18 protein-coding genes are annotated in these 21,529 nt (G+C 72.0%); 9 read left to right on the forward strand and 9 right to left on the reverse strand.

Going from position 1 to position 21,529, the window contains the following annotated elements:
- Positions 1-72: 72 nt before the first annotated feature.
- Genes AC1DE0_RS01360 through lysX form a run of 3 tightly spaced genes read right to left on the reverse strand, consistent with a single transcriptional unit; the run spans position 73 to position 5,514 of the window.
- On the reverse strand, positions 73-1,074 hold the full coding sequence (locus AC1DE0_RS01360) for an SGNH/GDSL hydrolase family protein (RefSeq protein ID WP_478096364.1): 1,002 nt from the start codon (positions 1,072-1,074) through the stop codon (positions 73-75).
- Positions 1,067-2,182 carry an alpha/beta hydrolase gene (locus AC1DE0_RS01365; RefSeq protein WP_478096366.1) on the reverse strand — a complete coding sequence of 372 codons (1,116 nt, stop codon included), beginning with the start codon at positions 2,180-2,182 and terminating at the stop codon, positions 1,067-1,069. Before AC1DE0_RS01365 ends, AC1DE0_RS01360 begins: the two co-directional genes overlap by 8 nt.
- Positions 2,173-5,514 (reverse strand): bifunctional lysylphosphatidylglycerol synthetase/lysine--tRNA ligase LysX, encoded by a 3,342-nt coding sequence (lysX, locus tag AC1DE0_RS01370; protein WP_478096368.1) that lies wholly within the window; start codon positions 5,512-5,514, stop codon positions 2,173-2,175. Before lysX ends, AC1DE0_RS01365 begins: the two co-directional genes overlap by 10 nt.
- A 167-nt stretch (positions 5,515-5,681) precedes the next feature.
- On the opposite strand from lysX, the gene AC1DE0_RS01375 reads away from it, so the two are divergent.
- The 3 genes from AC1DE0_RS01375 to AC1DE0_RS01385 are packed head-to-tail and all read left to right on the forward strand — an operon-like array spanning position 5,682 to position 9,861.
- Positions 5,682-7,235 carry an FMN-binding glutamate synthase family protein gene (locus AC1DE0_RS01375; RefSeq protein ID WP_478096370.1) on the forward strand — a complete coding sequence of 518 codons (1,554 nt, stop codon included), beginning with the start codon at positions 5,682-5,684 and terminating at the stop codon, positions 7,233-7,235.
- Positions 7,236-7,247: 12 nt separating this feature from the next.
- Complete coding sequence (locus AC1DE0_RS01380; protein ID WP_478096372.1) at positions 7,248-8,969, forward strand: thiamine pyrophosphate-dependent enzyme; 1,722 nt, start codon at positions 7,248-7,250, stop codon at positions 8,967-8,969.
- Positions 8,970-8,982: 13 nt separating this feature from the next.
- Complete coding sequence (locus AC1DE0_RS01385) at positions 8,983-9,861, forward strand: class II glutamine amidotransferase (protein WP_478096374.1); 879 nt, start codon at positions 8,983-8,985, stop codon at positions 9,859-9,861.
- Between the two features lie 18 nt (positions 9,862-9,879).
- Here the strand turns inward: AC1DE0_RS01385 and AC1DE0_RS01390 are convergent, their stop codons facing one another.
- Entirely contained in the window at positions 9,880-10,485 is a 606-nt protein-coding gene (locus tag AC1DE0_RS01390; protein ID WP_478096376.1) for a TetR/AcrR family transcriptional regulator, read from the reverse strand.
- A gap of 73 nt (positions 10,486-10,558) precedes the next feature.
- Between AC1DE0_RS01390 and AC1DE0_RS01395 the strand changes: the two genes are divergently transcribed.
- Entirely contained in the window at positions 10,559-11,125 is a 567-nt protein-coding gene (locus AC1DE0_RS01395) for an NADPH-dependent FMN reductase (protein WP_478096378.1), read from the forward strand.
- Between the two features lie 109 nt (positions 11,126-11,234).
- Here the strand turns inward: AC1DE0_RS01395 and AC1DE0_RS01400 are convergent, their stop codons facing one another.
- Complete coding sequence (locus tag AC1DE0_RS01400; protein ID WP_478096380.1) at positions 11,235-11,726, reverse strand: MarR family winged helix-turn-helix transcriptional regulator; 492 nt, start codon at positions 11,724-11,726, stop codon at positions 11,235-11,237.
- A 74-nt stretch (positions 11,727-11,800) separates the two neighbouring features.
- Between AC1DE0_RS01400 and AC1DE0_RS01405 the strand changes: the two genes are divergently transcribed.
- The 3 genes from AC1DE0_RS01405 to AC1DE0_RS01415 all read left to right on the forward strand — a co-directional run bounded on the left by AC1DE0_RS01405 (position 11,801) and on the right by AC1DE0_RS01415 (position 13,744).
- Positions 11,801-11,989, forward strand: coding sequence for a hypothetical protein (locus tag AC1DE0_RS01405; RefSeq protein ID WP_478096382.1), 189 nt, complete (start codon positions 11,801-11,803; stop codon positions 11,987-11,989).
- A gap of 77 nt (positions 11,990-12,066) precedes the next feature.
- Positions 12,067-12,393, forward strand: a complete 327-nt coding sequence (locus tag AC1DE0_RS01410; protein WP_478096384.1) for a hypothetical protein — start codon at positions 12,067-12,069, stop codon at positions 12,391-12,393.
- A gap of 94 nt (positions 12,394-12,487) precedes the next feature.
- The gene (locus AC1DE0_RS01415) at positions 12,488-13,744 is read left to right on the forward strand and encodes a D-arabinono-1,4-lactone oxidase (protein WP_478096386.1); all 1,257 of its coding nucleotides are present in this window, start codon (positions 12,488-12,490) and stop codon (positions 13,742-13,744) included.
- A 3-nt stretch (positions 13,745-13,747) separates the two neighbouring features.
- On the opposite strand, the gene AC1DE0_RS01420 is transcribed toward AC1DE0_RS01415, so the two are convergent.
- Both AC1DE0_RS01420 and AC1DE0_RS01425 read right to left on the reverse strand, forming a co-directional pair.
- Complete coding sequence (locus AC1DE0_RS01420) at positions 13,748-14,995, reverse strand: AGE family epimerase/isomerase (protein WP_478096388.1); 1,248 nt, start codon at positions 14,993-14,995, stop codon at positions 13,748-13,750.
- An 89-nt stretch (positions 14,996-15,084) separates the two neighbouring features.
- Positions 15,085-15,648 carry a MarR family winged helix-turn-helix transcriptional regulator gene (locus tag AC1DE0_RS01425; protein ID WP_478096390.1) on the reverse strand — a complete coding sequence of 188 codons (564 nt, stop codon included), beginning with the start codon at positions 15,646-15,648 and terminating at the stop codon, positions 15,085-15,087.
- A gap of 61 nt (positions 15,649-15,709) precedes the next feature.
- On the opposite strand from AC1DE0_RS01425, the gene icmF reads away from it, so the two are divergent.
- Together icmF and AC1DE0_RS01435 are read left to right on the forward strand one after the other, a co-directional pair.
- Complete coding sequence (gene icmF, locus AC1DE0_RS01430; RefSeq protein ID WP_478096392.1) at positions 15,710-18,979, forward strand: fused isobutyryl-CoA mutase/GTPase IcmF; 3,270 nt, start codon at positions 15,710-15,712, stop codon at positions 18,977-18,979.
- Positions 18,980-19,042: 63 nt separating this feature from the next.
- On the forward strand, positions 19,043-19,807 hold the full coding sequence (locus AC1DE0_RS01435) for a helical backbone metal receptor (RefSeq protein ID WP_478096394.1): 765 nt from the start codon (positions 19,043-19,045) through the stop codon (positions 19,805-19,807).
- A gap of 63 nt (positions 19,808-19,870) precedes the next feature.
- Here the strand turns inward: AC1DE0_RS01435 and AC1DE0_RS01440 are convergent, their stop codons facing one another.
- Both AC1DE0_RS01440 and AC1DE0_RS01445 read right to left on the reverse strand, forming a co-directional pair.
- The gene (locus AC1DE0_RS01440; RefSeq protein ID WP_478096396.1) at positions 19,871-21,121 is read right to left on the reverse strand and encodes a cupin domain-containing protein; all 1,251 of its coding nucleotides are present in this window, start codon (positions 21,119-21,121) and stop codon (positions 19,871-19,873) included.
- On the reverse strand, positions 21,121-21,483 hold the full coding sequence (locus tag AC1DE0_RS01445; protein WP_478096398.1) for a BatC protein: 363 nt from the start codon (positions 21,481-21,483) through the stop codon (positions 21,121-21,123). The genes AC1DE0_RS01440 and AC1DE0_RS01445 overlap by 1 nt, the downstream gene beginning before the upstream one ends.
- Positions 21,484-21,529: the final 46 nt, after the last annotated feature.

Genomic DNA, 21,529 nt, shown 5'->3' on the forward strand with positions numbered 1-21,529 from the left:
GGTCGTCAACGGCCCCAGCACTGATCTGCTTGTGCGAGTCAGGCTCTCGTCGAAATGGGTATGAGAACGGGTTCAGCCGGGCAGCCGCCGCCAGGCGTCGATGGCCCCGGCGTCCGCCAGCTGGTCGAGCACTGCGGTCCGCAGCAGCGTGTGGCCGGTGGCGTTCGGGTGGTCACCGTCGTCGAGGAGGTCGCTGGTGGGGTCACGCTCGCCCGACTCGCCCTTGAGGGGCGTGTAGGCGTCGACGTAGACGGCGCCTGTGTTGGCCGCCACCTGCGCGACGGTCGTGTTGACGAGGCGGGTCAGCGCGTCGCTGCCGAGCACGAAGTCCGCCCCGAGTGCCCGGCCTACGGAACCGTCGAGCGTGACGTTCCAGTAGCCGAGCACGGCGATGCGCAGGTCGGGTCGAGTGTTGATCTGCTTGATGCTGGTGAGGATTCGGGTCAAGCCGTCGCGCACGCCGGCGAGTGTGGCGGACCAGCAGCCCGACGTCGCCGCCGGCAGGCACGCCCTGTCGGCCACGTTCCCGAGGTCGAAGTCGTTGGCGCCGACCTCGACGACGACGAGGTCGGCGTCCGCCAGGTGCTCGCGTGTCGGCGACGTCAGCAGGTCGTCGGCGACGTCTGTGGTGGTCCAGCCCCCCGTCGCGTCGTTGTGCACGATCCAAGGACGCTGCGTCAGGTGCCCGAGCTCGCTGCCGACCTGCTCGACGTAGCCGGTGCAGCCGCAGGTGTCAGCCGACGGCACCGAGTCGCCGAGGCCTACGACCGTCAGCGGTCCCGACGGCGTGCTCGACGCTGTGCTCGACGGTGTGCTCGACGGAGGCTGGCTGGCGTCTGCCGTCCGGCCCGGCGCGCTCGACGTCGCCGTGCCCGCACCTGGCCGCGCCACGTCGCCGAGGGCCAGGCCCGTGCCGGGCACGACCCCCGTGACCACCAGCGCGACGAGGACCACCAGGGCCAGGACGGCTGCGACCACGTGGTGCGGGCCGGGACGACCGCTGGACCGGGCCGGCGGGTGACCCGAGGATTCCTCGGACGGCCGCGACGGCATACGGGCACCCTTGTCACGCATGGAAACCCGACAGCGTCTGGGCCAGCCACGAGAGAGCGGTCGGGATGTAGGGGGTGAAGACGCCGTTGCGGTGGCCGCCATGGGCGAGCACCGTGCCGGCGACATCGAGCGGGGCGTGCGCGGCGCCGAGGAAGCTCGAGGTGCTCGGGTAGGAGAGCTGGTCCTCCCGGGACGTGAGCACCCACATGGCGAGCGGTGGGGGAGCGGTGCGCGCCTTCGTCACGAGGTCGTAGTCGCGCAGGGTGCGGCTCGTGAGCGGGTCGTAGGCGCGGGAGAAGTCGGGCCGGAAGTAGCCGAGCAGCACGATGGCAGCCCCGAAGACGTCGGGGTGGCGCATCGAGACGGAGGCGGCGCACCACGCCCCGTAGGAGTAGCCGATCGTTGCCCAGCCCCCGCGTGTGCGCTCGACCCGGAAGTGGTGGACCGTCCAGGCGGGGATGTCGCGGGCCAGCCAGGTGTCGGTCTGCGGCTCGCCGGGCGCGCCGTTGACGCACTCGGTGTCGAGTCCGGCCGGGGTGTCGATGCGCGGGACGACGACGATGGACGGCGCCATCCGGTGCGCGGCCGTCAAGGTGTCGATGTCGGAGAGGAAGCTGAGCTTGAGGAAGCTCTTCGGGCCGCTGGGGAAGCCGTGGAGTCCCACGAGGACGGGGTAGGTGCGGCTCGAGTGAGGGTCGTAGCCGACGGGGAGGTAGACGTACACCTGGCCTTCGGCGTGGGAGCGCCCGGCCACCACGGTGTACGTCTGCAGCCGCGCCCCCGGCTGCGGCAGCGGCGGCAAGGTGGCCGGCGTCGCCAGCCCCCTCAGTCCCGGCCCCCGAACGGACGCCACGACGGCCTCGCGGGCCGTGCCGCCGCGGTGCGACTCCACGGACGGCGAGCGCGACCCGAAGAGGTCGCCCCAGCTGGAGTAGAAGAAGTACTGGTCGTTGAGCGCCGCGCCGCAGAGGGCGACGACGAGCACGTTGAGCAGGAGCACCTGGCCCGCGCGCAGGGCGAGCCGGACGGGGCGCCGGCCACCGTGGGGCACCCCGGCGACGACGAGCCCGAACACGGCCACCGCCAGGATGCCGAGGAGGACGACGAGGCTCGTGTCGGTCAGCTCCACGTCGGGCTCCGTCGGGCCGTTCGGTCGGTGAGGGGGCGGACGAACGGGAAGGTGAGGACGGAGCGGATCGGGGTGTTGGTCAGCAGCATGACGAGCCGGTCGACGCCGATGCCGAGTCCGCCGCTCGGGGGCATCCCCAGCTCGAGTGCGAGCAGGAAGTCCTCGTCCACCTCCATCGCCTCGGGGTCGCCGGCTGCCGCCTTGAGCGACTGCTCGGTCAGCCGGGCCCGCTGGTCGACGGGGTCGGTCAGCTCGCTGTAGGCCGTGCCGACCTCCATGCCCGCGACGACGAGGTCCCAGCGCTCGGCCAGCCCCCGCTCCGAACGGTGCGGGTGGGCGAGCGGTGAGGTCTCGACCGGGAAGTCGGTGTAGAACGTGGGCCGCAGCGTGTTCGGCTCGACGAGAGCGGCGTACAGCTCCTCGATGACGGCCCCGGAGCCCATGTCGGGGCGCACCGCGACGTCGTGGGTGTCGGCGAGCCCGAGCATCACGTCCATGTCGGTGTCGAGCGACACCGGCTGCCCGACGGCCTCCGACACCGCGTCCAGCACCCGCACGACCGGCCAGGGCGCGCTGATGTCGACGAGCTCGACGTCAGCGAGCCCGGTGCGCAGCGCGTCGGGTCCGGGCAGCGGCAGCGCCTCACGACCGTGGAGGGTGCAGGCGGCGTCCTTGACGAGCCGCTCGGTGAGGCGCCGCATCTCCACGTAGTCGGCGTGCGGCCGGTACACCTCGAGGGAGGTGAACTCGGGGTTGTGCGTCGCGTCGGCCCCTTCGTTGCGGAAGTTGCGCCCCAGCTCGAAGACCGGCCCCAGCCCGGCAACGAGCAGGCGCTTGAGGTGCAGCTCCGGGGCGATCCGCAGCGAGAGGTCGACCCCGTACGCGTTGATGAACGTCCGGAAGGGGCGTGCGGTGGCGCCGCCGTGCACCGTGTGGAGCATCGGGGTCTCCACCTCGAGGTAGCCGCCGTCGTTGAGCGTGCGGCGGAGCGAGCCGACGACGGCCGACCGCTGTCGGAGCAGGTCGAGGCCTTCGGGGTTCGCGAGCAGGTCGGTCGAGCGCTGCCGGGCCCGGGCGGTCGGGTCGTCGAACGAGCCGAACGGCACGGGGTGCAGGGACTTGGCCTCCATGCGCCATGCCTGGCCCAGCAGGCTGGGCGTGCCCGAACGGGAGTGCCCCGTCACCCCCTCGACGCGGACGAGGTCGCCGATGTCGACGACGCTCGTGAACTGGTCGAGGCACGGCCTGCCGATGGCCGCGGCGTCGAGGAGCACCTGGAGCTCGTCGTGTCCTTCGACGAGTCGGGCGAAGGCGACGCCGCCGTGGTCGCGCAGCTCGCGGACGCGGCCCACGACCGAGAGGCGTGTCGGGCGCTCCCACACGTCGGTCCGCAGGTCCCCGATGGGCGTCGTGGGGATCGTCGCTGCGGCGACCGGGTAGGCGTCGAGTCCCGCGGCCCGCATCCGGTCCAGGGTCGCGGCGCGGTGGCGGAACTGGTCGGTGCGGCGGGGTCCGAGCGCATCGGTGTCGTGGGTCCGGGCCGCGGCGTCGAGCTCGTCCAGCTGGGCCAGGTGGTCGGCGTCGAGCTCGCCGCCGGTGCCTCGCGGACCTGGCCACGGCATGAAGCCCTCGACGGCCCCGGCAGCCACGGCGACCTGGGGGAGGGACACCGCGTCGTCGTAGCAGAGGAACCGGGGCTCCCACGTCGGGTCGTACTTCTCGTTGGAGTGGTAGAGCCGCTCGAGCTGCCAGAACCGGTCGAGCCGGCCGAGCACCGAGGCACCCACACGAGTGAACGACCCGGAGCCGAGGCGCTCGGCGTCCTCGAAGACGGCCCGGAACAGGCAGAAGTTGAGCGACACACGTCGCAGCCCGAGCGGGTGCGCGCCGGCTAGCAGCTCGCTCACCATGAGCTCGGTGACACCGTTGGGGGCGTCGGGCGAGCGGCGCATCACGTCGAGCGACACCCCGTGGCGACCCCAGGGCACCAGGCCGAGCACGCCGACAAGCTCCGAGCCTCGCTGACCGGGCGCGTGCGCGGTCACGAGCAGGACGTCGCCGTCGGACCGGTCACCGTGGCGACCCAGTGCCATCGAGAAGCCACGTTCGGTCTCGCCGTGCCGCCAGGCGTCGACCCGCTCGACGACCTGGGTGAGCTCACCCGGCGGGACGTCCCGCTGGCGGCGCACCTGGACCGTGACCCCGGCCCGGGTCGCCCGCTTGACGGCGTGCCGCACCGGTGAGAGCGAGGCCCGGCGCAGGTCGAACCGAGCCGGGTCGAGCACGGCCTCGTCGCCGAGCCGCAGCACGCGCATGCCCCCCGCAGCGGCATACGCTCGCGCCCCTCGTTCGCTGGTGCCGAGGACGGCTGGCACCCAACCGAACTCGCGAGCCTCGGCCCGCCAGGCCTCGATGGCTGCGCGCCAGCTGTCGGGGTCGCCGACCGGGTCGGACGACGCCAGTGAGACGCCGGCAAGCACGCGGTAGGTGACGGCGGCGCGACCATCGGGCGAGAAGACCGAGGCCTTGTCGCGTCGCGTGGCGAAGTAGCCGAGCGAGTCGTCGGCGCCGTGCCGGGCGAGGAGGCCGCGGAGCGCGACCTCGCGGTCGGGCGACCGCCGGCTGCCGGGCCTGGCCGAAGCCAGGAACAGGGCGACGGTCGTGAGGATGGTGAGGCCGGCACAGACCGCGACCACTTCGACGACCCACTCCGGAACGCCGACGAGGGCGCGCCGGGTCACCCCGCCGAAGGCCGCGAGCACCGTGCCGACGATGCCGTCGACCTCGGTGCGTGGTGCACCGACCGCGCCGAGCAGGGCCCAGGCGACGCCCAGCGTGACCAGGCTGCCGGCGACGATGGCCCCCAGCGCGACCCACCAGGACCCGCTTTGCAGCTTGCCGGTGAAGGCACTCCGGATGCGGTGGAGCCACCACAGCACGGCCACGGCGACGACCATCGAGGCGATGTCGAGGCCCCGGCCGAGGTCGCCGCGGCTCTCCCACATGCGGACGAGGGGCAGGCGCGCCGCGGGCACCAGGGCGACGACCCCGACGTAGAGGCCGAGCGCCTGGAACAGGGCGACGAGCCACAGCCCGATCCGCTTGCGCCCGAGCAGGGCGCGCGTCACCAGGGCCAGCACGACGACGGAGACGAAGGTGCGCGCCACGGGGACGTTGAGCAGGCCGAAGACGGCTTCGCCGGGAACCGGCCCGGGGCGACGGCGCGCGAGGAGGGTCAGCAGCAGGGCGACCAGCGTGGCCAGCGCATACAGACCGGTGAGCATGCGCGCGGAACGGTGGGGAGCCGGCGGCCCGGAGTGACGGGTGCCCATGGGCGAGAGGATGCCCCTGCTGGCTGGACGCCCGCTGGACGTCTCCTGTGACCGACGTGGCGTGCAGCAAATGCTCAGGTTGCTCGGCTGCGGTGGCGGGTATCGCCAAGGAGCGGGTCCGTGCACACGGCCGGGCCGCTGGGGGCGTCGAAGGTCGAGGAGGGCCCATGCTGGGTGGAAAGCGCGTCAACGGTCTCGGTGCGGTCGCAGGAGGCGTCGGGGCAGGCCTCGCGGCGCTCGGCACGTGGGACCTGCTGCAGAAGAAGCACACGATCCTGCGCCGCTATCCCGTCATCGGTCACATGCGCTACCTCCTCGAGGGCATCCGCCCGGAGCTCCAGCAGTACTTCATCGAGCGCGACTGGGACGGCAGGCCGTTCGACCGCGACACCCGTTCGGTCATCTACGAGCGCGCCAAGGGCATCCACGGTGAGCGCCCCTTCGGCACCGAGCTCGACGTCAACGAGGTCGGCTACGAGTACCTCGTCCACTCGGTGGCGCCGACTGACCCGCCGAAGCAGCCGGCGCGCGTCATGGTCGGAGGTCCCGACTGCTCGAAGCCCTACTCCATGGCGCTGCTCAACGTCTCGGCGATGAGCTTCGGAGCACTGTCGGCCAACGCGATCCGCGCCCTGAACAAGGGCGCCGCGATGGGCGGCTTCGCTCACGACACCGGCGAGGGCGGGCTGTCGCCCTACCACCTCGAGAACGGCGGCGACATCGTCTGGGAGATCGGCACCGGCTATTTCGGGGCCCGCACCAAGGACGGCGACTTCGACCCGGACACCTTCCGCGACAAGGCAGCCCACGACGCCGTCAGGTGCGTCTCGCTCAAGCTCAGTCAGGGCGCGAAGCCCGGGATCGGCGGCGTCCTGCCGGGCGCGAAGGTCACCAAGGAGATCGCCGACATCCGCCAGGTGCCGCAGGGCGAGAAGTGCGTCAGCCCGTCGTCGCACCGCGTCTTCCACACGCCCGTCGAGCTGGTCGAGTTCATCGGCCGGATGCGCGAGCTCGCCGGCGGCAAGCCCACCGGCTTCAAGCTCTGCGTCGGGTCGCGCGTCGACGTGCTCTCGATCTGCAAGGCCATGCTCGAGGTGGGCACGACGCCCGACTTCATCGTCGTCGACGGCTCCGAGGGCGGAACGGGGGCCGCGCCCCTCGAGTTCGAGGACCACGTCGGCATGCCCCTGACCCACGGCCTCATGACCCTGCACAACGCCCTCGTGGGCGTCGGCCTGCGCGACCGGATCCGCATCGGCGCGAGCGGCAAGGTGGCTGCAGGCAACGACGTCGTCAAGCGCATCGTCCAGGGCGCCGACTACACGAATGCGGCCCGCGCGATGATGATGGCCGCCGGCTGCATCCAGGCTCAGCGCTGCCACACCGACAAGTGCCCCAGCGGGGTCGCGACCCAGAACCCCCGCCGCGCAAGGGCGCTCGACGTCGGCGACAAGAGCGTTCGCGTCCAGCGCTTCCAGGAGGCCACCGTGGAGTCGGCCATGAAGATCATGGCCGCCATGGGCGTCACCGACCCGGCCCAGCTGAACCCGCACCACCTGCGCCGCAACGTCTCCGCGACCACGACGCTGTCCTACGCCGAGCTCTACGACTGGCTCGAGCCGGGTCAGCTGCTCGCCGAGCCGCCCGCGGCGTGGGCAGGCGACTGGGCCGTCGCCACGGCCGATCACTTCGCACCCCACGCCTCCCCGCGTCACCTCTGAGGAAGGACCGACATGACCACTGTCGCCGAGCACATCGTCACCGCCCTCGCGGACTCCGGGGTGCGCCAGGTCTGGGGCGTCGTCGGTGACGCGCTGAACCCCCTCACCGACGCCATCCGCCGGGATGACCGGGTCGAGTGGGTCGGGGTGCGCCACGAGGAGGCCGCAGCCTTCGCCGTCAGTGCGCAGGCCCAGCTCACCGGCACCATCGGCGTGTGCATGGGCACGGTCGGCCCGGGCTCGATCCACCTGCTCAACGGCCTCTACGACGCGAAGAAGTCGCACGCGCCGGTGCTCGCGATCTGCGGCCAGGTGCCGAGCGCCGAGATCGGCACCGACTTCTTCCAGGAGGTCGACAACGACACGCTCTTCGCCGACGTGTCCGTCTGGGCGCACACGTTGAGCGCGCCGGCCCAGCTGCCGCACCTGCTCGAGCAGGCGGTCAACGCCGCGTACGCGCAGCGCGGGGTCTCGGTGCTCACCGTTCCCGGCGACGTGGGAGACATGGACGTGCCGAAGCACACGACGACACCGGTCTTCGCGCCGACGTCTGCGGCCGCCGCGGCTCCCGCCGACGCGGTCCGCCGCGTCGCGGAGATGCTCGGTGGTGACGAGGCCGTCACGCTCCTCGTCGGGTCCGGTGCCCGGGACGCGCGCGACCAGGTGCTCGAGCTGGCCGACCTGCTGGCGGCGCCGATGGTGCTGACGCTCAAGGCGAAGGAGGGCCTGGAGCACGACAACCCCTTCGAGGTGGGTCAGTCGGGGCTCATCGGCAACCCTGCCGCGGCCAAGGCGATGGACGCCTGCGACGTGCTCGTCCTCGTCGGCACCGACTTCCCGTACCGCGACTGGTACCCGAAGGAGAAGACGGTGGTCCAGCTCGACTCCCGCGGCGAGCACATCGGTCGTCGCACCCCCGTCGCCCAGGCGCTCGTGGGCGACGCCAGGGCGACGCTCGAGGCGCTGCTCCCGCTGCTGGCCAGGCGCGCCGACCGCGCCCACCTCGACCAGGCCGTGCACGCGTACCGCAGCTGGCACGAGAGGCAGCGTGCCCTGCTCGACCCGCACCACGACGACTCCCTGCTCGGACGGGCCCGGGCCGTGTTCGACAACCCGGACGAGCGGATCCGGCCCGAGGCGCTGGCTGCAGCCGTCGACCGGCTCGCCCCCGACTCGACGATCTTCACGAGCGACACGGGCATGTCGACGGCGTGGCTCTCGCGGTTCGTCACGATGCGKGGAACCCGGCGGCTGGTCGGCTCCTACAACCTCGGCTCGATGGCCAACGCCCTACCCATGGCGCTCGGGGCGCAGGCGCTCGACCGGGCTCGCCCCGTCGTGTCCTTCTCCGGTGACGGCGGCCTCATGATGCTGCTCGGAGACCTGCGCACCGCAGTGACCCACGACCTGCCCGTCAAGGTCGTCGTGTTCGACAACGGGCGCCTGGGCATGGTCAAGCTCGAGCAGGAACAGGGTGGTCTGCCGGAGTTCGGCACCGAGCTCGACAACCCCGACCTCGCCGCCGTCGCCACGGCGATGGGTCTCACTGCCCGCCGGGTCACCGACGCCGGTGACCTCGACGAGGCGGTCGCGTGGGCGCTCGCCACCGCCGGCCCGGTGCTGCTCGACGTCGTGACCAACCCCGACGAGGTTGCCGTGCCGCCGAAGCCGACGCTCGCGCAGGGCTGGGGCTTCGCGATCGCCAAGTCGCGCGAGGCCTTCGAGAGCCGGTGAGGGGGAGCCCACCGTGTGCCGCCTCTTCGGCCTCACCGCCGGGCACCGCCGCGTCCGGGCGACCTTCTGGCTGCTCGATGCCCCCGACAGCCTGACCGCGCAGTCGCACGCCAACCTCGACGGCACCGGCCTCGGGACCTTCGACGAGGGAGGCCGGCCCGTCGTCGAGAAGCAGGCGCTCGCGGCCTACGACGACGCCGACTTCGCCGGCGAGGCCCGGGACCGCACGAGTGCGACCTTCGTGGCGCACGTGCGCCACTCGTCGGGTGCCCCCGTGCGCCTCGAGAACACCCACCCGTTCGAGATGGACGGTCGGCTCTTCGCCCACAACGGTGTCGTCGAGGGCATGGACGTGCTCGAACGCCACCTCGGTGACGACCTGCGCCGCGTCGGTGGCGACACCGACTCAGAGCGGCTGTTCGCTCTGGTCACCCGCGAGACCGCGGCCGCCGGCGGAGATGTCGGCGCGGGCCTCAGCGCCGCCCTGCGCTGGGTGGCGGCCGAGCTGCCCGTGTATGCCGTCAACGTCGTCCTCACCACGCCCGGCCGTCTCTGGGCGGTGCGCTACCCCGCCACGCACGCGCTGTGGGTGCTCGAGCGCCACGAGCCGCGTGGCCGGCTCGACCACAGGTCCGCCGCCGGCACGCACGTCGTCTCGCACGACCTGTCCGACGCGCCCAGCGTCGTCGTGGCGAGTGAGCGCCTCGACGACGACGACCGTTGGCGCCTGCTCGAGCCAGGGGTGCTGCTCGCCGTCGACGAGCGCCTCGCCGTCACCGAGCGACTCGTCGTCGACTCGGAGCCGCGCCGGCCGCTGCACCTGGACGACCTGGGGGCGGCCGCCGCGTCGCAGCGTCCTACCGGTGGTGCCGGGCCGGTCGGCGGGGCGTGAGACCCGCGGCAAGACAGCTCAACGGCCTGCGACGACACGCTCGACGAGGTCGGTCCACGCCGCGAGGATGCGTTCGCGGCTCACCCCGCCGTCGAGCTGCTGACTCACGATGGAGACGTCGAGCGGTGCGAGCAACGCCATGGCGAGGAGGGGGAGGTCGCCCGTCACCCGGAGCTCGGTGAGCAGGTGGCGCACGTGCACGGTCCAGAATGCGACCGCGGGTCCCGACCTCCCGTGGCGCCCCGCCGCGGCGACCATGAGGTCGGTGCTCGCGATGGTGCGGTCGAGGCGGGAGGCGCCGAAGGCGAGGAGCCGCTCGAGGGGAGGGGCGCCCGGACCGAGCGGGGGCGGCCCCGAGATGACGAGGCCCTGCCAGCGTGCCTCGGTGTGGTCGAGCAGGGCGGTCATGAGCCCGGCCCTGCTGCCGAACCGGCGGAACACGGTGCCCTTGCCGACACCGGCCTCGGAGGCGACCGCGTCCATCGTCACGGCCTCGGCCCCGTCACGATCGACGAGCCGGTGGGCGGCGTCGAGCAGCAGCTCGCGGTTGCGTGCCGCGTCGCGGCGCTCCGGACGGGCGTGCAGGTCGAAGAGCGCGCGCTCGACCGTCGGCTCCGTGGACACGGTCGTGATCCTAGGTGGGAGGTCGGCATGGCGGCTCCGGAATAGAAACGGACTGTGGTCCGTTTGGCTCCACATGACTTCTGCTGCCCCCAGCCCCACTGTCCCCACCCGCGTCGCCGTGCTCGTCGGCAGCCTCCGCGCCGACTCGGTCAACCGCCGCATCGCCGAGACCCTCCGCGACCAGGCCCCCGCCGGCGTCGAAGTCCAGATCGTCGACGGTCTGGCCGCTCTGCCCTTCTACAACGAGGACATCGACGGCGACCAGGCTCCGGCTCCGGCCGCCGACCTGCGTGCCACCGTGGCCGGCGCCGACCGCGTGCTCGTCGTGACGCCGGAGTACAACGGCACGATGCCGGCCGTGCTGAACAACGCCATCGACTGGCTGTCCCGGCCGTTCGGGCAGGGCGCCATCTCGGGCAAGCCCTTCGCCGTCATCGGAGCGACGCCGACCCCCTACGGCGGCAAGTGGGCCCACGACGACGCGCGCCGCTCGGCAGGCATCGCCGGCGCGGTCGTCCTCGACCAGGTGGTCGTGTCGCAGTCGACGATCGACACCGACGTGCTCGGTGACCCCCAGGTCTTCGGCCGCCTGCGCGACGCGCTCGGCGCCCTCGTCGACCACCAGGTCCAGGCTGCCTGAGCGGCACGACCCCCAAAGACCTCCCTCTGTCGACCCCGGTCGACCCGCGCGTGGCCTCGCCGATCCCGGCGGGGCCACGCTCGTCGGTGCGCGTCCGCCGGCGTGCTCGTCAGCCCGCGGGGGTGGTGGCGGCGATGACGCGGGTCAGGGCGGTGCGGAGCAGCTCGAGCTCGCCGAGCTCCATCCCCAGCGTCTCGACGATCTGCGGCGGCACCTCGAGCGCCTTGGCGCGCAGCCGGCGACCACGCTGCGTCAGGGTGATCGCGAGCGCCCGGTCGTCCTCCGGGTGGCGGTCGCGGGTGACCAGCCCCGCCCCCTCGAGGCGCTTCAGCAGCGGGGAGAGCGTGGCCGGCTCGAGGCTGAGCAGGTGGCTGATCTCGCGGAGCGTCAGGGGCGACCGCTCCCAGAGCGCCAGCATGACGAGGTACTGGGGGTGGGTGAGACCGAGCGGCTCGAGCACCGGCCGGTAGAGGCCGATGACGTTGCGAGCCGCCACGGCCAGTGCGAAGCAGACCTGCTGGTCGAGGCGCAGCAGGTCATCGGGTGCCGCGGTGTCGAGGCGGTGCGTCGCCTCGGAGTCGTTCGGGGTGCGGGTGGTCATCTCGCCTCGTCGTCGGGGGTGGTCCTCTTTCGCCTGTACACTAACAGTTAGCACACTAACCATGGAGGCAGCACGTGGCGAGCTCGAGGTCCAAGGGACTGTCCGTCGGATACCGCATCGGCTACCGGTTGCGCCTGATCGGGCTGACGATCTTCGGTCCCGCCGAGCTCGGTGAGGGCAACGACCCCAAGGCCCGTCTCGCGCGTGAACGCGAGGCCCGCGTGGCTCGCGCCCGCGCCGCGCGCGGGAGCGACGCCGACTGACGCCCACCGTCTTTCGAGGTCGGGCGCGCCCTGACGGGAGTACCGTCTGGAGTATCGGCTCGTCCCGGGAGGTTGCCATGGGTGATCGCGTAGGAATCTTCGTCCTGTTCGGTGTCATCGTCATCCTCGTCATCGGCTTCGTCATGGTCGAGCCGAGGAGCTCCCGGCGGGGAGGCGACCCGATGGACTCCATGAACTCGCACCGCGACCGCACGGAGCAGGACCGCCGTGACCACCCCGAGGGTGCAGAGCGTTCCCACCTCGTCGGCAACCCGCCGGTCGACACGATCAGCACCGAGGGCTGGGGGGTCGCCACCCCGGGCGAGGGAGCCATGCCCGAAGAGCTGCCCGAGGACGTCCACCCCGAGCTGCACCAGGACCGCACGCGCCGACGCCGCCACTAGCCGCGTCGCGCGGCGAACGCCCCGGTCGACGCGGTCGACGCGGCCGCGGCGGTCATCCGCAGTGCCCGGTGAGCGGCCTTGCCAGACTGGGCGCATGACGGACGTGACGACGGAGAAGAACTGGGCCGGCAACCACACCTATCGGGCTCGCATCGAGCGGGCGCGCTCGGTCGAGCACCTGCAGGAGATCGTGGCGGCGTCCGCGCGCGTGCGCGCCCTCGGGTCGCGCCACTCCTTCACCGACCTCACCGACATCACCGATGTCGACGACGGCGTGCTCGTGTCACTGGCCGAGCTGCCGACGACGGTGGACGTCGACCCCGCGAGCCGCACGGCCCGCGTGACGGGCCGTGCGGCATACGGCGACGTCGCCACCCAGCTGCAGGCGGCCGGGTGGGCGCTCGGCAACCTGGCCTCGCTGCCGCACATCTCGGTGGCCGGCGCCGTGGCCACGGGCACTCACGGGTCGGGCGTCGAGAACGGTTCTCTCGCAACGGCGGTCGCATCCCTCGACATGATCGGGCCGGACGGTGAGATGCGCACCGTCAGCCGGGGAGACGCCGACTTCGAGGGCAGCGTCGTGTCCTTGGGTGCGCTTGGCGTCGTCACGGGGCTGACCCTCGACATCGAACCGACCTACGACATTCGCCAGGACGTCTACACCGGGCTCGGCTGGGACGCCCTCGTCGCCAACATCGAGGAGGTCGCCCGCAGTGCCTACAGCGTCAGCCTCTTCACCCGCTGGACCGATGCCGGCATCGAGCAGGTCTGGCGCAAGAGCCGCGTCGACGAGGCGCCCGTCGACCTGCACGGCGCGCAACCGGCCGGCCGCACCCTGCACATGCTCGAGGGTGCCCCCACCGAGTCGGTCACCGAGCAGGGCGGCGTGTTCGGGCCGTGGCTCGACCGGCTGCCGCACTTCCGGATGGAGTTCACCCCGAGCCGCGGCGAGGAGCTGCAGAGCGAGTACCTCCTGCCCCGCACGCGCGCGCTCTCCGCGATCGAGCGGCTGCGCGCGCTCGGCCCCCGACTGGCGCCGGTGCTGCAGGTGTGCGAGCTGCGGACCGTCGCAGCGGACGAGCACTGGCTCAGCAGCTCCTACGGCCACGATGTCCTGGGCGTGCACTTCACGTGGCTGCGCGACGAGGAGCGGGTGTATGCCGTCCTGCCCGCCGTAGAGGACGCCCTCCTGCCACTCGGCGCCCGCCCGCACTGGGGCAAGTGCTTCGTGGCTGCCGCCGACGCGATCGCCCCGCTCTATCCCCGCCTGGGCGACTTCCGCGCGTTGCGCGACCGCGTCGACCCCGACCGGGTCTTCGGCAACGCGTGGCTCCAGCGGGTCATCGGCTGACGCTCAGCTCAGGACCCCCTCGCGCAGGGCGCCGGCGAACGACGTGATCTCGCCGAGCGCGCCGACGAGGCAGGCCTGGTAGGCGTGGTAGACGTCCGGGCGCCCTTGCCACACAACGCTCGACGGTTCGAGTGCGGGTGAGAGCTCGTGTCGCCACGACCCCCGCTCGGCGTCGACGAACCAGTGCTGGGCATGCTGCCACCAGCGGTCGTACCACGCGGCATACGTCGGGTCGCCCGTGGCGAGGTCGAGCGTGCGGGCGGCCCCGATGGCCTCGGCGACGACCCAGTGCAGCCGGTCGCGGACGACCGGACGCCCCTCGAAGTCGGTGGTGTAGACGAAGCCCTCGTTGCCGTCGACGTGCCAGCCCTCGTGCACCGCGACGTCGAAGAGCGAGCGGGCGTCGTCGAGCAGCCACGGTGGCGCCTCGGCACCCAGTGCGCGGCGCAGGTGGAGAGCCAGCCTCGCCCACTCGAGCAGGTGGCCCGGCGTGACACCGAAGGGCCGGAACTTGTCGGTCGCGCGCTCGCGGTTGTAGTCGGGGCGCGGCTGCCAGGCGGAGTCGAAGTGCTCGGGCAGCCGGTAGTTCCACGACCGGGCGAAGCCGTGCACCACCCGCTCGGTGATGCGCAGCGCGTGCCCGAGCCACCGCGGGTCGCGCGTCACGTCCCACGCCGCGAGCAGGGCCTCGAGCGAGTGCATGTTCGCGTTGACGCCGCGGTAGTCCTCGAGCTCGGTCCAGGTGCGGTCCCACACGTCGACGGCCAAGCCGTCGGACTCGCGCCAGAATCGCTGCTCGAAGGTCTGCAGGGCAGTGTCGAGCAGGTCGTCGGCGCCGGGGCGTCGCGCGGCCGAGGCGCTCGTCGCGGCGAGCACGACGAAGGCGTGCTCATAGGCCCGCTTGTCGGCGATGTCGGGAGAGCCGTCGGGGTGGACCGACGCGAACCAGCCGCCGTGCTCGGCGTCGTGGAGCATCCCCCCGGGCGCGAAGGTCGCTACGCCGTGGTCGACGAGATCGGTCGACGCGGTGTCGCCCTCGAGCACGGCGAGCGCCGCGACGTGGGTCATCCGCGCCGTGATCCACAGCTCGACGCCCTTGTCGGGGTCGAGGTCGCCGTCGTCGGTGAGCCAGCCGAAGCCGCCCGACGGGTTCTGCGCACGCCGCACGAGGGTGCGCATGCGTCGTCGCTGCTCGTCGAGCCAGTCGAGGTGGTCGAGGTGGTCGGCGGGCGAGGAAGGAGCATCGGCCATGGGCCCAGTCTGCCGAGATCGGCGCGCGGCCGCTGGAGGTCCGGCCAACGAGACGGGCGTGGCGTGTGCCAGCAGGTTGGGGTGTCGGCTCAGAAGTCGCCGGCGCCCCGACGCAGGCGGGTCAGCACGTCGACGAGCGCGTGGACGTCACCCGAGCCGAGGTCGGGCTGCTCGAACACTTCGGAGTTGAGGGCCTTCGTCGCCCGCTCGGCGAGCTCGCGGCCCGACGGCGTCAGGGCGACGAGCATGGCGCGGCGGTCCTCCGGGTGCGTCGAACGCGTCACGAGCCCGGCGTCCTCGAGGCGGTCGACGGCGTTCGTCACGCTGGTGGGGTGCACCTGCAGACGCGAGCCGATGACCTTCATCGGCAGCGACCCGCGCTTGCTGAACCACAGCAGCATGAGCACCTCGTAGCGGGCAAAGGTCACACCGAGCGGCTTGAGGGTGGCCTCGACCCGGGCGAGGACGATCTGGTGCGCCCGCATGAGGGAGGTGATCGCGGCCATGCCGTCGGCGGCGGCGTCCCAGCCCTGCTCGACCCACTGGTCGCGGGCGCGGGCGATCGGGTCGAAACCGAGCCCGGAACCCGCGGCGACGCCAGGCGGTGCCGGGACTGGCTGCGCCTCGAGGGCTCCGGTTGTGTCCGCGCTCATGGCGCCATCGTAGGGCGGCGACGCGTTGACGTCCATTAGTAGGAAGTCCTACTATTTTTGCATGTCCGACGCAGCGAAGCGCGATCTCCACCAGCCGTCACACCACGTCCGCCTCGTCACGGCGAGCAGCCTGTTCGACGGGCACGACGCGTCGATCAACATCATGCGGCGCATCATGCAGACGCAGGGGGCCGAGGTGATCCACCTCGGGCACAACCGCTCGGTCCAGGAGGTCGTCGACGCGGCGATCGAGGAGGACGTGCAGGGCGTCGCCGTCAGCTCCTACCAGGGTGGGCACGTCGAGTACTTCGAGTACCTCGTGCAGCTGCTCAAGGAGAACGGCGCCGGCCACATCCGCGTCGTCGGTGGCGGTGGCGGCGTCATCGTGCCCGAAGAGATCGCCCGCCTGCGCGAGTCTGGCGTGACCATCTTCAGCCCCGAGGACGGCCAGCGGCTCGGCCTCGCCGGCATGATCAACCGGGTCGTCGCCGACTGCGACTTCGACCCGTGGGACATCGCGTCGCCCTCGCTCGAGGCGCTCCTCGCCGGAGACCGCTCGGCCGTGGCGCGCGCCATCACCGGCGCCCAGGAGGGCGAGCTCGACGACGCGACCCTGACGGGCATCCGCGAGGCGGCCGGTCGCCGGCGCGTTCCGGTGCTCGGCATCACCGGCACCGGCGGCTCGGGCAAGTCGAGCCTCACCGACGAGATCGTCCGGCGGCTGCGCCTCGACCAGCAGGACAAGCTCCGTGTCGCGGTGCTCGCCATCGACCCCACCCGCTCCCGTGGCGGTGGCGCGCTGCTCGGCGACCGCATCCGCATGAGCTCGCTCGACGGTGACCGCGTCTTCTTCCGCAGCCTCGCCACCCGTGGCGAGTCGCAGGTGCCGGCCCACCTCGACGACGTGCTCGACGTGGTGCGGGCCGCAGGCTTCGACCTCGTCATCCTCGAGACGCCGGGCATCGGCCAGGGTGACGCCGCCGTCGTGCGCTACGCCGACGTCTCCCTCTACGTCATGACGCCCGAGTTCGGCGCCAGCAGCCAGCTCGAGAAGATCGACATGCTCGACCGGGCCGACGTCGTCGCCATCAACAAGTTCGAGCGGCGCGGTGCCGAGGACGCCCTGCGCGACGTCGGTCGCCAGATGGTGCGCAACCGCGAGGCCTTCGGCAAGGGCCCCGGCGACATGCCCGTCTTCGGCACGAGCGCCGCCACCTTCAACGACGACGGCGTGACCGCGCTGTACCAGGAGCTGCGAACCCTGCTCTCCGACAAGGGGATGCCGGTCGAGGAGGGCGTGCTCCCGCACGTCGCGACCAGGCAGTCCACCCGCATCGCGACGATCGTGCCCGCCGCCCGGGTGCGCTACCTCGCCGAGATCAGCGACACGGTCCGCGGCTACCACGAGGCCACCGAGCGGTATGCCGCGGCGGCCAGCCGCGTGCAGCGCCTCGAGTCGGTGCGCCGCGAGCTCGCGGCCGCAGCGGCGGCCGACGACGTCGACAGCGCCGAGAGCGCTGTCGACGCCGTGGAGGCGCTCCTCGAGAAGGCCCGCACCGACGTGCCCACCGACGTGGCCGGCGCCCTCGCCGCCTGGCCCTCCGTCGTCGAGTCCTACTCCGGCGACGAGCAGGTCGTCAGCATCCGTGGCAAGGAGATCCGCAACTCCCTGACCCGCGAGTCGCTGTCGGGCAACAAGATCCCCCGCGTCGCGCTGCCCCGCTACCGCGACCACGGCGAACTCGTCAGCTTCCTGCGTCGCGAGAACCTCCCCGGCTACTACCCCTTCACGGCGGGCGTCTTCCCGTTCAAGCGCGAGGGGGAGGACCCGGCGCGCATGTTCGCGGGGGAGGGCGACCCGTTCCGCACCAACCGCCGCTTCAAGCTCGTCTCCGAGGGACAGCCGGCGACGCGCCTGTCGACGGCCTTCGACTCCGTGACCCTCTACGGCCGCGACCCCGACCCGCGCCCCGACGTCTACGGCAAGGTCGGCACCTCGGGCGTCTCGGTCGCCACCCTCGACGACATGAAGGCGCTCTACGACGGCTTCGACCTCGTCTCGCCCACCACGTCGGTGTCGATGACGATCAACGGACCCGCGCCGACGATCCTCGCCTTCTTCCTCAACACCGCCATCGACCAGCAGGTCGACGTCTTCCGCGAGCGGGAGGGGCGTGAGCCCGGCGACGACGAGCGGGCCGAGCTCACGGCATACGCCCTCGCGAACGTCCGCGGCACGGTGCAGGCCGACATCCTCAAGGAGGACCAGGGCCAGAACACCTGCATCTTCAGCACCGAGTTCAGCCTGAAGATGATGGCCGACATCCAGGAGTGGTTCATCGAGCGGAAGGTCCGCAACTTCTACTCCGTGTCGATCTCCGGCTACCACATCGCCGAGGCCGGGGCGAACCCCATCAGCCAGCTCGCGTTCACCCTCGCCAACGGTTTCACGTACGTCGAGAGCTACCTCGCGCGGGGCATGAAGATCGACGACTTCGCGCCCAACCTGAGCTTCTTCTTCAGCAACGGCATGGACCCCGAGTACTCCGTGCTCGGCCGCGTGGCCCGCCGCATCTGGGCGGTGGCGATGAAGGAGAAGTACGGCGCCAACGACCGCAGCCAGAAGCTGAAGTACCACGTGCAGACGTCTGGCCGCTCACTGCACGCGCAGGAGATGGACTTCAACGACATCCGCACGACGCTCCAGGCGCTCATCGCGATCTACGACAACGCGAACTCTTTGCACACCAACGCTTTCGACGAGGCCGTCACGACCCCGTCGGAGGAGTCGGTGCGCCGTGCCCTCGCGATCCAGCTCATCATCAATCGCGAGTGGGGTCTCGCGATGAACGAGAACCCGCTCCAGGGGTCGTTCGTCATCGACGAGCTCACCGACCTCGTCGAGGCAGCCGTGCTCAAGGAGTTCGACCGCATCACCGAGCGTGGCGGCGTTCTCGGGGCGATGGAGACCGGTTACCAGCGTGGCCGCATCCAGGACGAGTCGATGCTCTACGAGCACCGCAAGCACGACGGCAGCCTGCCGATCATCGGCGTCAACACCTTCCGCAACCCGCACGAGGGGGAGGAGCCCCGCAAGGTGGTGCTCGCCCGGGGCACCGAGGACGAGAAGCAGAGCCAGCTCTCACGCGTCCGGGCGTTCCGTTCGGAGCACGAGGTCGAGGCGAAGGCCGCGCTCGAGGATCTCAAGACGGTCGCGATCGAGGGCGGCAACGTCTTCGAGGTGCTGATGCGCGCAGCTCGCGTCTGCTCGCTCCAGCAGGTCACCGAGGCCTTCTTCGAGGTCGGCGGCCAGTACCGCCGCAACGTCTGACCCCCACCCTCAACCGTCGAGAGGCCAAAGTTTGTCGGTCCTGACCAGTCGAGAGGCCAGTCCATGTCCTCTGTGACGCTGCTCGACGACCTGGCGTATGCCGTCTCGCTCCCGACGCCGCCAGGTCGGATCGTGTCGCTGGTGCCGTCCATCACGGAGGCCTTGGCAACAACATGCCAGGACCGGCTCGTCGGGGCGACCGACTGGTGCACGCACCCGAGCGACCTTGCGGTGCAACGAGTTCGGGGCACCAAGAACCCCGACCGCGTGGCGATCGCCGCGCTGAGTCCCGACCTGGTCGTGGCCAACAAGGAGGAGAATCGCGAGCTCGACGTGCAGCGGTTGCGGGCTGCCGGCATACCCGTCTGGGTCACCGACATCGAGACGGTGCCGGGGGCGCTCGACTCGCTCGAGCGGTTGTTCGTGGAGGTGCTCGACATCGGAACGCCCACCTGGCTCGCGGCCGCCCGCGACGAGTGGTCGGGTCCGGTGCCCGAGCCGACGCTCGAGGTTGCGGTGGCGATCTGGCGCGACCCGTGGATGGCGGTCGGGCGCGACACCTTCACGGGCGACGTCGCCGCCCGGCTGGGCTGGCACAACGTGCTCGCCGGCTCGCCCGAGCGTTACCCCCACGTCGACCTGGCCGACCTCGACCGCGACGGCGTGACGGTCCTGCTGCCCGACGAGCCCTACGTGTTCACGGCGCAGGACGGTCCCGAGGCATTCAGGCAGGCGCGTACCGCACTCGTCAGCGGCCGGCTGCTCACGTGGTACGGCCCCTCGCTCGTCGGCGCCCGCGCCGCGCTCGCCGCGGCCGTCAGCGGCTGACGAGGTCTGGCCTGTCGACGGCGGCGAGGGGGCCACACGTGGCCTCTCGACGGTTTGAGGGGGTCAGGGCTCGTCGGCGACGACGAGGAGTCCAGCGCACATGAGCTGTCGCGCGAGCTCGATGCCCACCATGTCGGCCCGGAGCACCCCGCCGCCCACGAGGGCGACGAGGGTGCCGACCTCGTGCGGGCCGACAGGTCGGTCGCCGAGACGGCTGCGCAGGGTCACCGAGCCGTTCGGGTCGGGCACGAGGCGCGCATCGACATGGGGGCGCAGCCGGAGGCCGGTCTCGGGAGTGAGCGCGTCCGCCGCGGCGACCTGGGCCAGCGGCCCGATCGGTGCCGGTCGCTGCGCCGACCGCACCCGCGCCTCGAGGGCATCGACCACCGCGCCGGCGTCGACCGAGCCGAGCTCTCGTATCAGGCTCTCGCGCACCACCTCGATGTCGGTCGCCAGCGAGGCGCCGTCGAGGCCCGACGAGGTCAGCTCGAGGGAGGCGCGCACCCGCTCGTCGCGGCTCGCCGACGCCAGCGCGAGGCGCACGAGCTCGTCCGCGAGGTGGCGCCGCGTCCACACGTGGATGCCGAGAGTCAGGTGGGTGCTCACGCCGCCGCGCGCGGTGGCCGAGTGGATCCAGCCGCGCGGCAGGTAGAGCACGTCACCCGGTCGAAGCGTGACCTCGAGGTCGGGCTCGGCCCGCCCGGCCTCCTCGACGGCTGCGCGGTGGTCGGTCCACGGCTGGTCGCGCAGCGGGGACGCGTGGACCGGCGCCCTGAGCCGCCAGCGCTTCTCGCCGGCGATCTGCAGCACGAAGACGTCGTGCACGTCGTAGTGGTCGCTGAAGCCGGTGCTCTGGCTCGGCGTGACGTACGCGTTGGCCTGCACCGGATGGCCGAGCTCCTCGGCGAGCTGCTGGGTGAAGTCGATCAGCGGGCCCCACGTGCGGTGGAGGCCCTGCAGGACGATGGTCGAGCCCTCGCCGAAGAGGTGGAGCAGCTTGTCGTCGCTGACCTGGTCGGTGACGGTGGCCCCGACACCGCCACCCTGCGTGAACTCGCGGTCGCCGAGGGTGCGGCCGTCACGTGCGACGCGCAGGAAGGGAGCGCGCAGTCCTCGCCGGGAGACGAGCTCGTCGACGGCGTGCTCGTCGAACAGGTCAGCCAGGTCTCCGGGAAGGTCCGCGGCCGTCGTCACGAGCGGCCGGCTGGACCAGTGCTCACGGGCGAAGGTGTCGGAGTCGATCGAGACGAGACGCCGCAGGGCCGAGTGCCCGCCGTCGGAGGCGGGCACCCGGCTCGTCGTGCCAGCGGTCATCAGGCTCCGCCGTCGGCACCGCCGTCGTGGCTGTCGGTGTCGGCGCCCCCGTCAGCCGGGCCTTCACCGTCGGAGTCCGCTCCTGCGCCGCCGTCGGCTCCGCCGTCGTGGGTCTGCGCGTCGGCGCCGCCGTCAGCCGGGCCCTCTCCACCGGAACCGGCGTCGGAGCCCATCTCGGAGCCCATGCCAGAGCCCATGCCAGAGCCCATGCCAGAGCCCAGGTCGGACTCGGTGTCGGATCCCAGCGCCGTGTCGGCGCCGCCGTCCGCTCCGCCGTCGTGGGTCTGCGCGTCGGCGCCGCCGTCAGCCGGCCCCTCGGTCGTCGGGTCGTCGCTCACCGGGTCCAGCGGGTTGTCGCTCATGGCTGCTCCTCTTGCTGATTCCAGGCGGCGCCGGACGACGCCGTCG

The organism is Terrabacter sp. 05T424, assembly GCF_056396225.1.

Excerpts from the sequence above, each read along its gene's own strand:
- lysX (WP_478096368.1), bottom strand. The coding sequence starts at position 5,514 with ATGGGCACCCGTCACTCCGGGCCGCCGGCTCCCCACCGTTCCGCGCGC.
- AC1DE0_RS01400 (WP_478096380.1), bottom strand. The coding sequence starts at position 11,726 with ATGACCACCCGCACCCCGAACGACTCCGAGGCGACGCACCGCCTCGAC.
- AC1DE0_RS01445 (WP_478096398.1), bottom strand. The coding sequence starts at position 21,483 with ATGAGCGACAACCCGCTGGACCCGGTGAGCGACGACCCGACGACCGAG.
- AC1DE0_RS01440 (WP_478096396.1), bottom strand. The coding sequence starts at position 21,121 with ATGACCGCTGGCACGACGAGCCGGGTGCCCGCCTCCGACGGCGGGCAC.
- AC1DE0_RS01415 (WP_478096386.1), top strand. The coding sequence starts at position 12,488 with ATGACGGACGTGACGACGGAGAAGAACTGGGCCGGCAACCACACCTAT.
- AC1DE0_RS01425 (WP_478096390.1), bottom strand. The coding sequence starts at position 15,648 with ATGAGCGCGGACACAACCGGAGCCCTCGAGGCGCAGCCAGTCCCGGCA.
- AC1DE0_RS01395 (WP_478096378.1), top strand. The coding sequence starts at position 10,559 with ATGACTTCTGCTGCCCCCAGCCCCACTGTCCCCACCCGCGTCGCCGTG.
- icmF (WP_478096392.1), top strand. The coding sequence starts at position 15,710 with ATGTCCGACGCAGCGAAGCGCGATCTCCACCAGCCGTCACACCACGTC.
- AC1DE0_RS01420 (WP_478096388.1), bottom strand. The coding sequence starts at position 14,995 with ATGGCCGATGCTCCTTCCTCGCCCGCCGACCACCTCGACCACCTCGAC.
- AC1DE0_RS01435 (WP_478096394.1), top strand. The coding sequence starts at position 19,043 with ATGTCCTCTGTGACGCTGCTCGACGACCTGGCGTATGCCGTCTCGCTC.
- AC1DE0_RS01360 (WP_478096364.1), bottom strand. The coding sequence starts at position 1,074 with ATGCGTGACAAGGGTGCCCGTATGCCGTCGCGGCCGTCCGAGGAATCC.
- AC1DE0_RS01375 (WP_478096370.1), top strand. The coding sequence starts at position 5,682 with ATGCTGGGTGGAAAGCGCGTCAACGGTCTCGGTGCGGTCGCAGGAGGC.
- AC1DE0_RS01410 (WP_478096384.1), top strand. The coding sequence starts at position 12,067 with ATGGGTGATCGCGTAGGAATCTTCGTCCTGTTCGGTGTCATCGTCATC.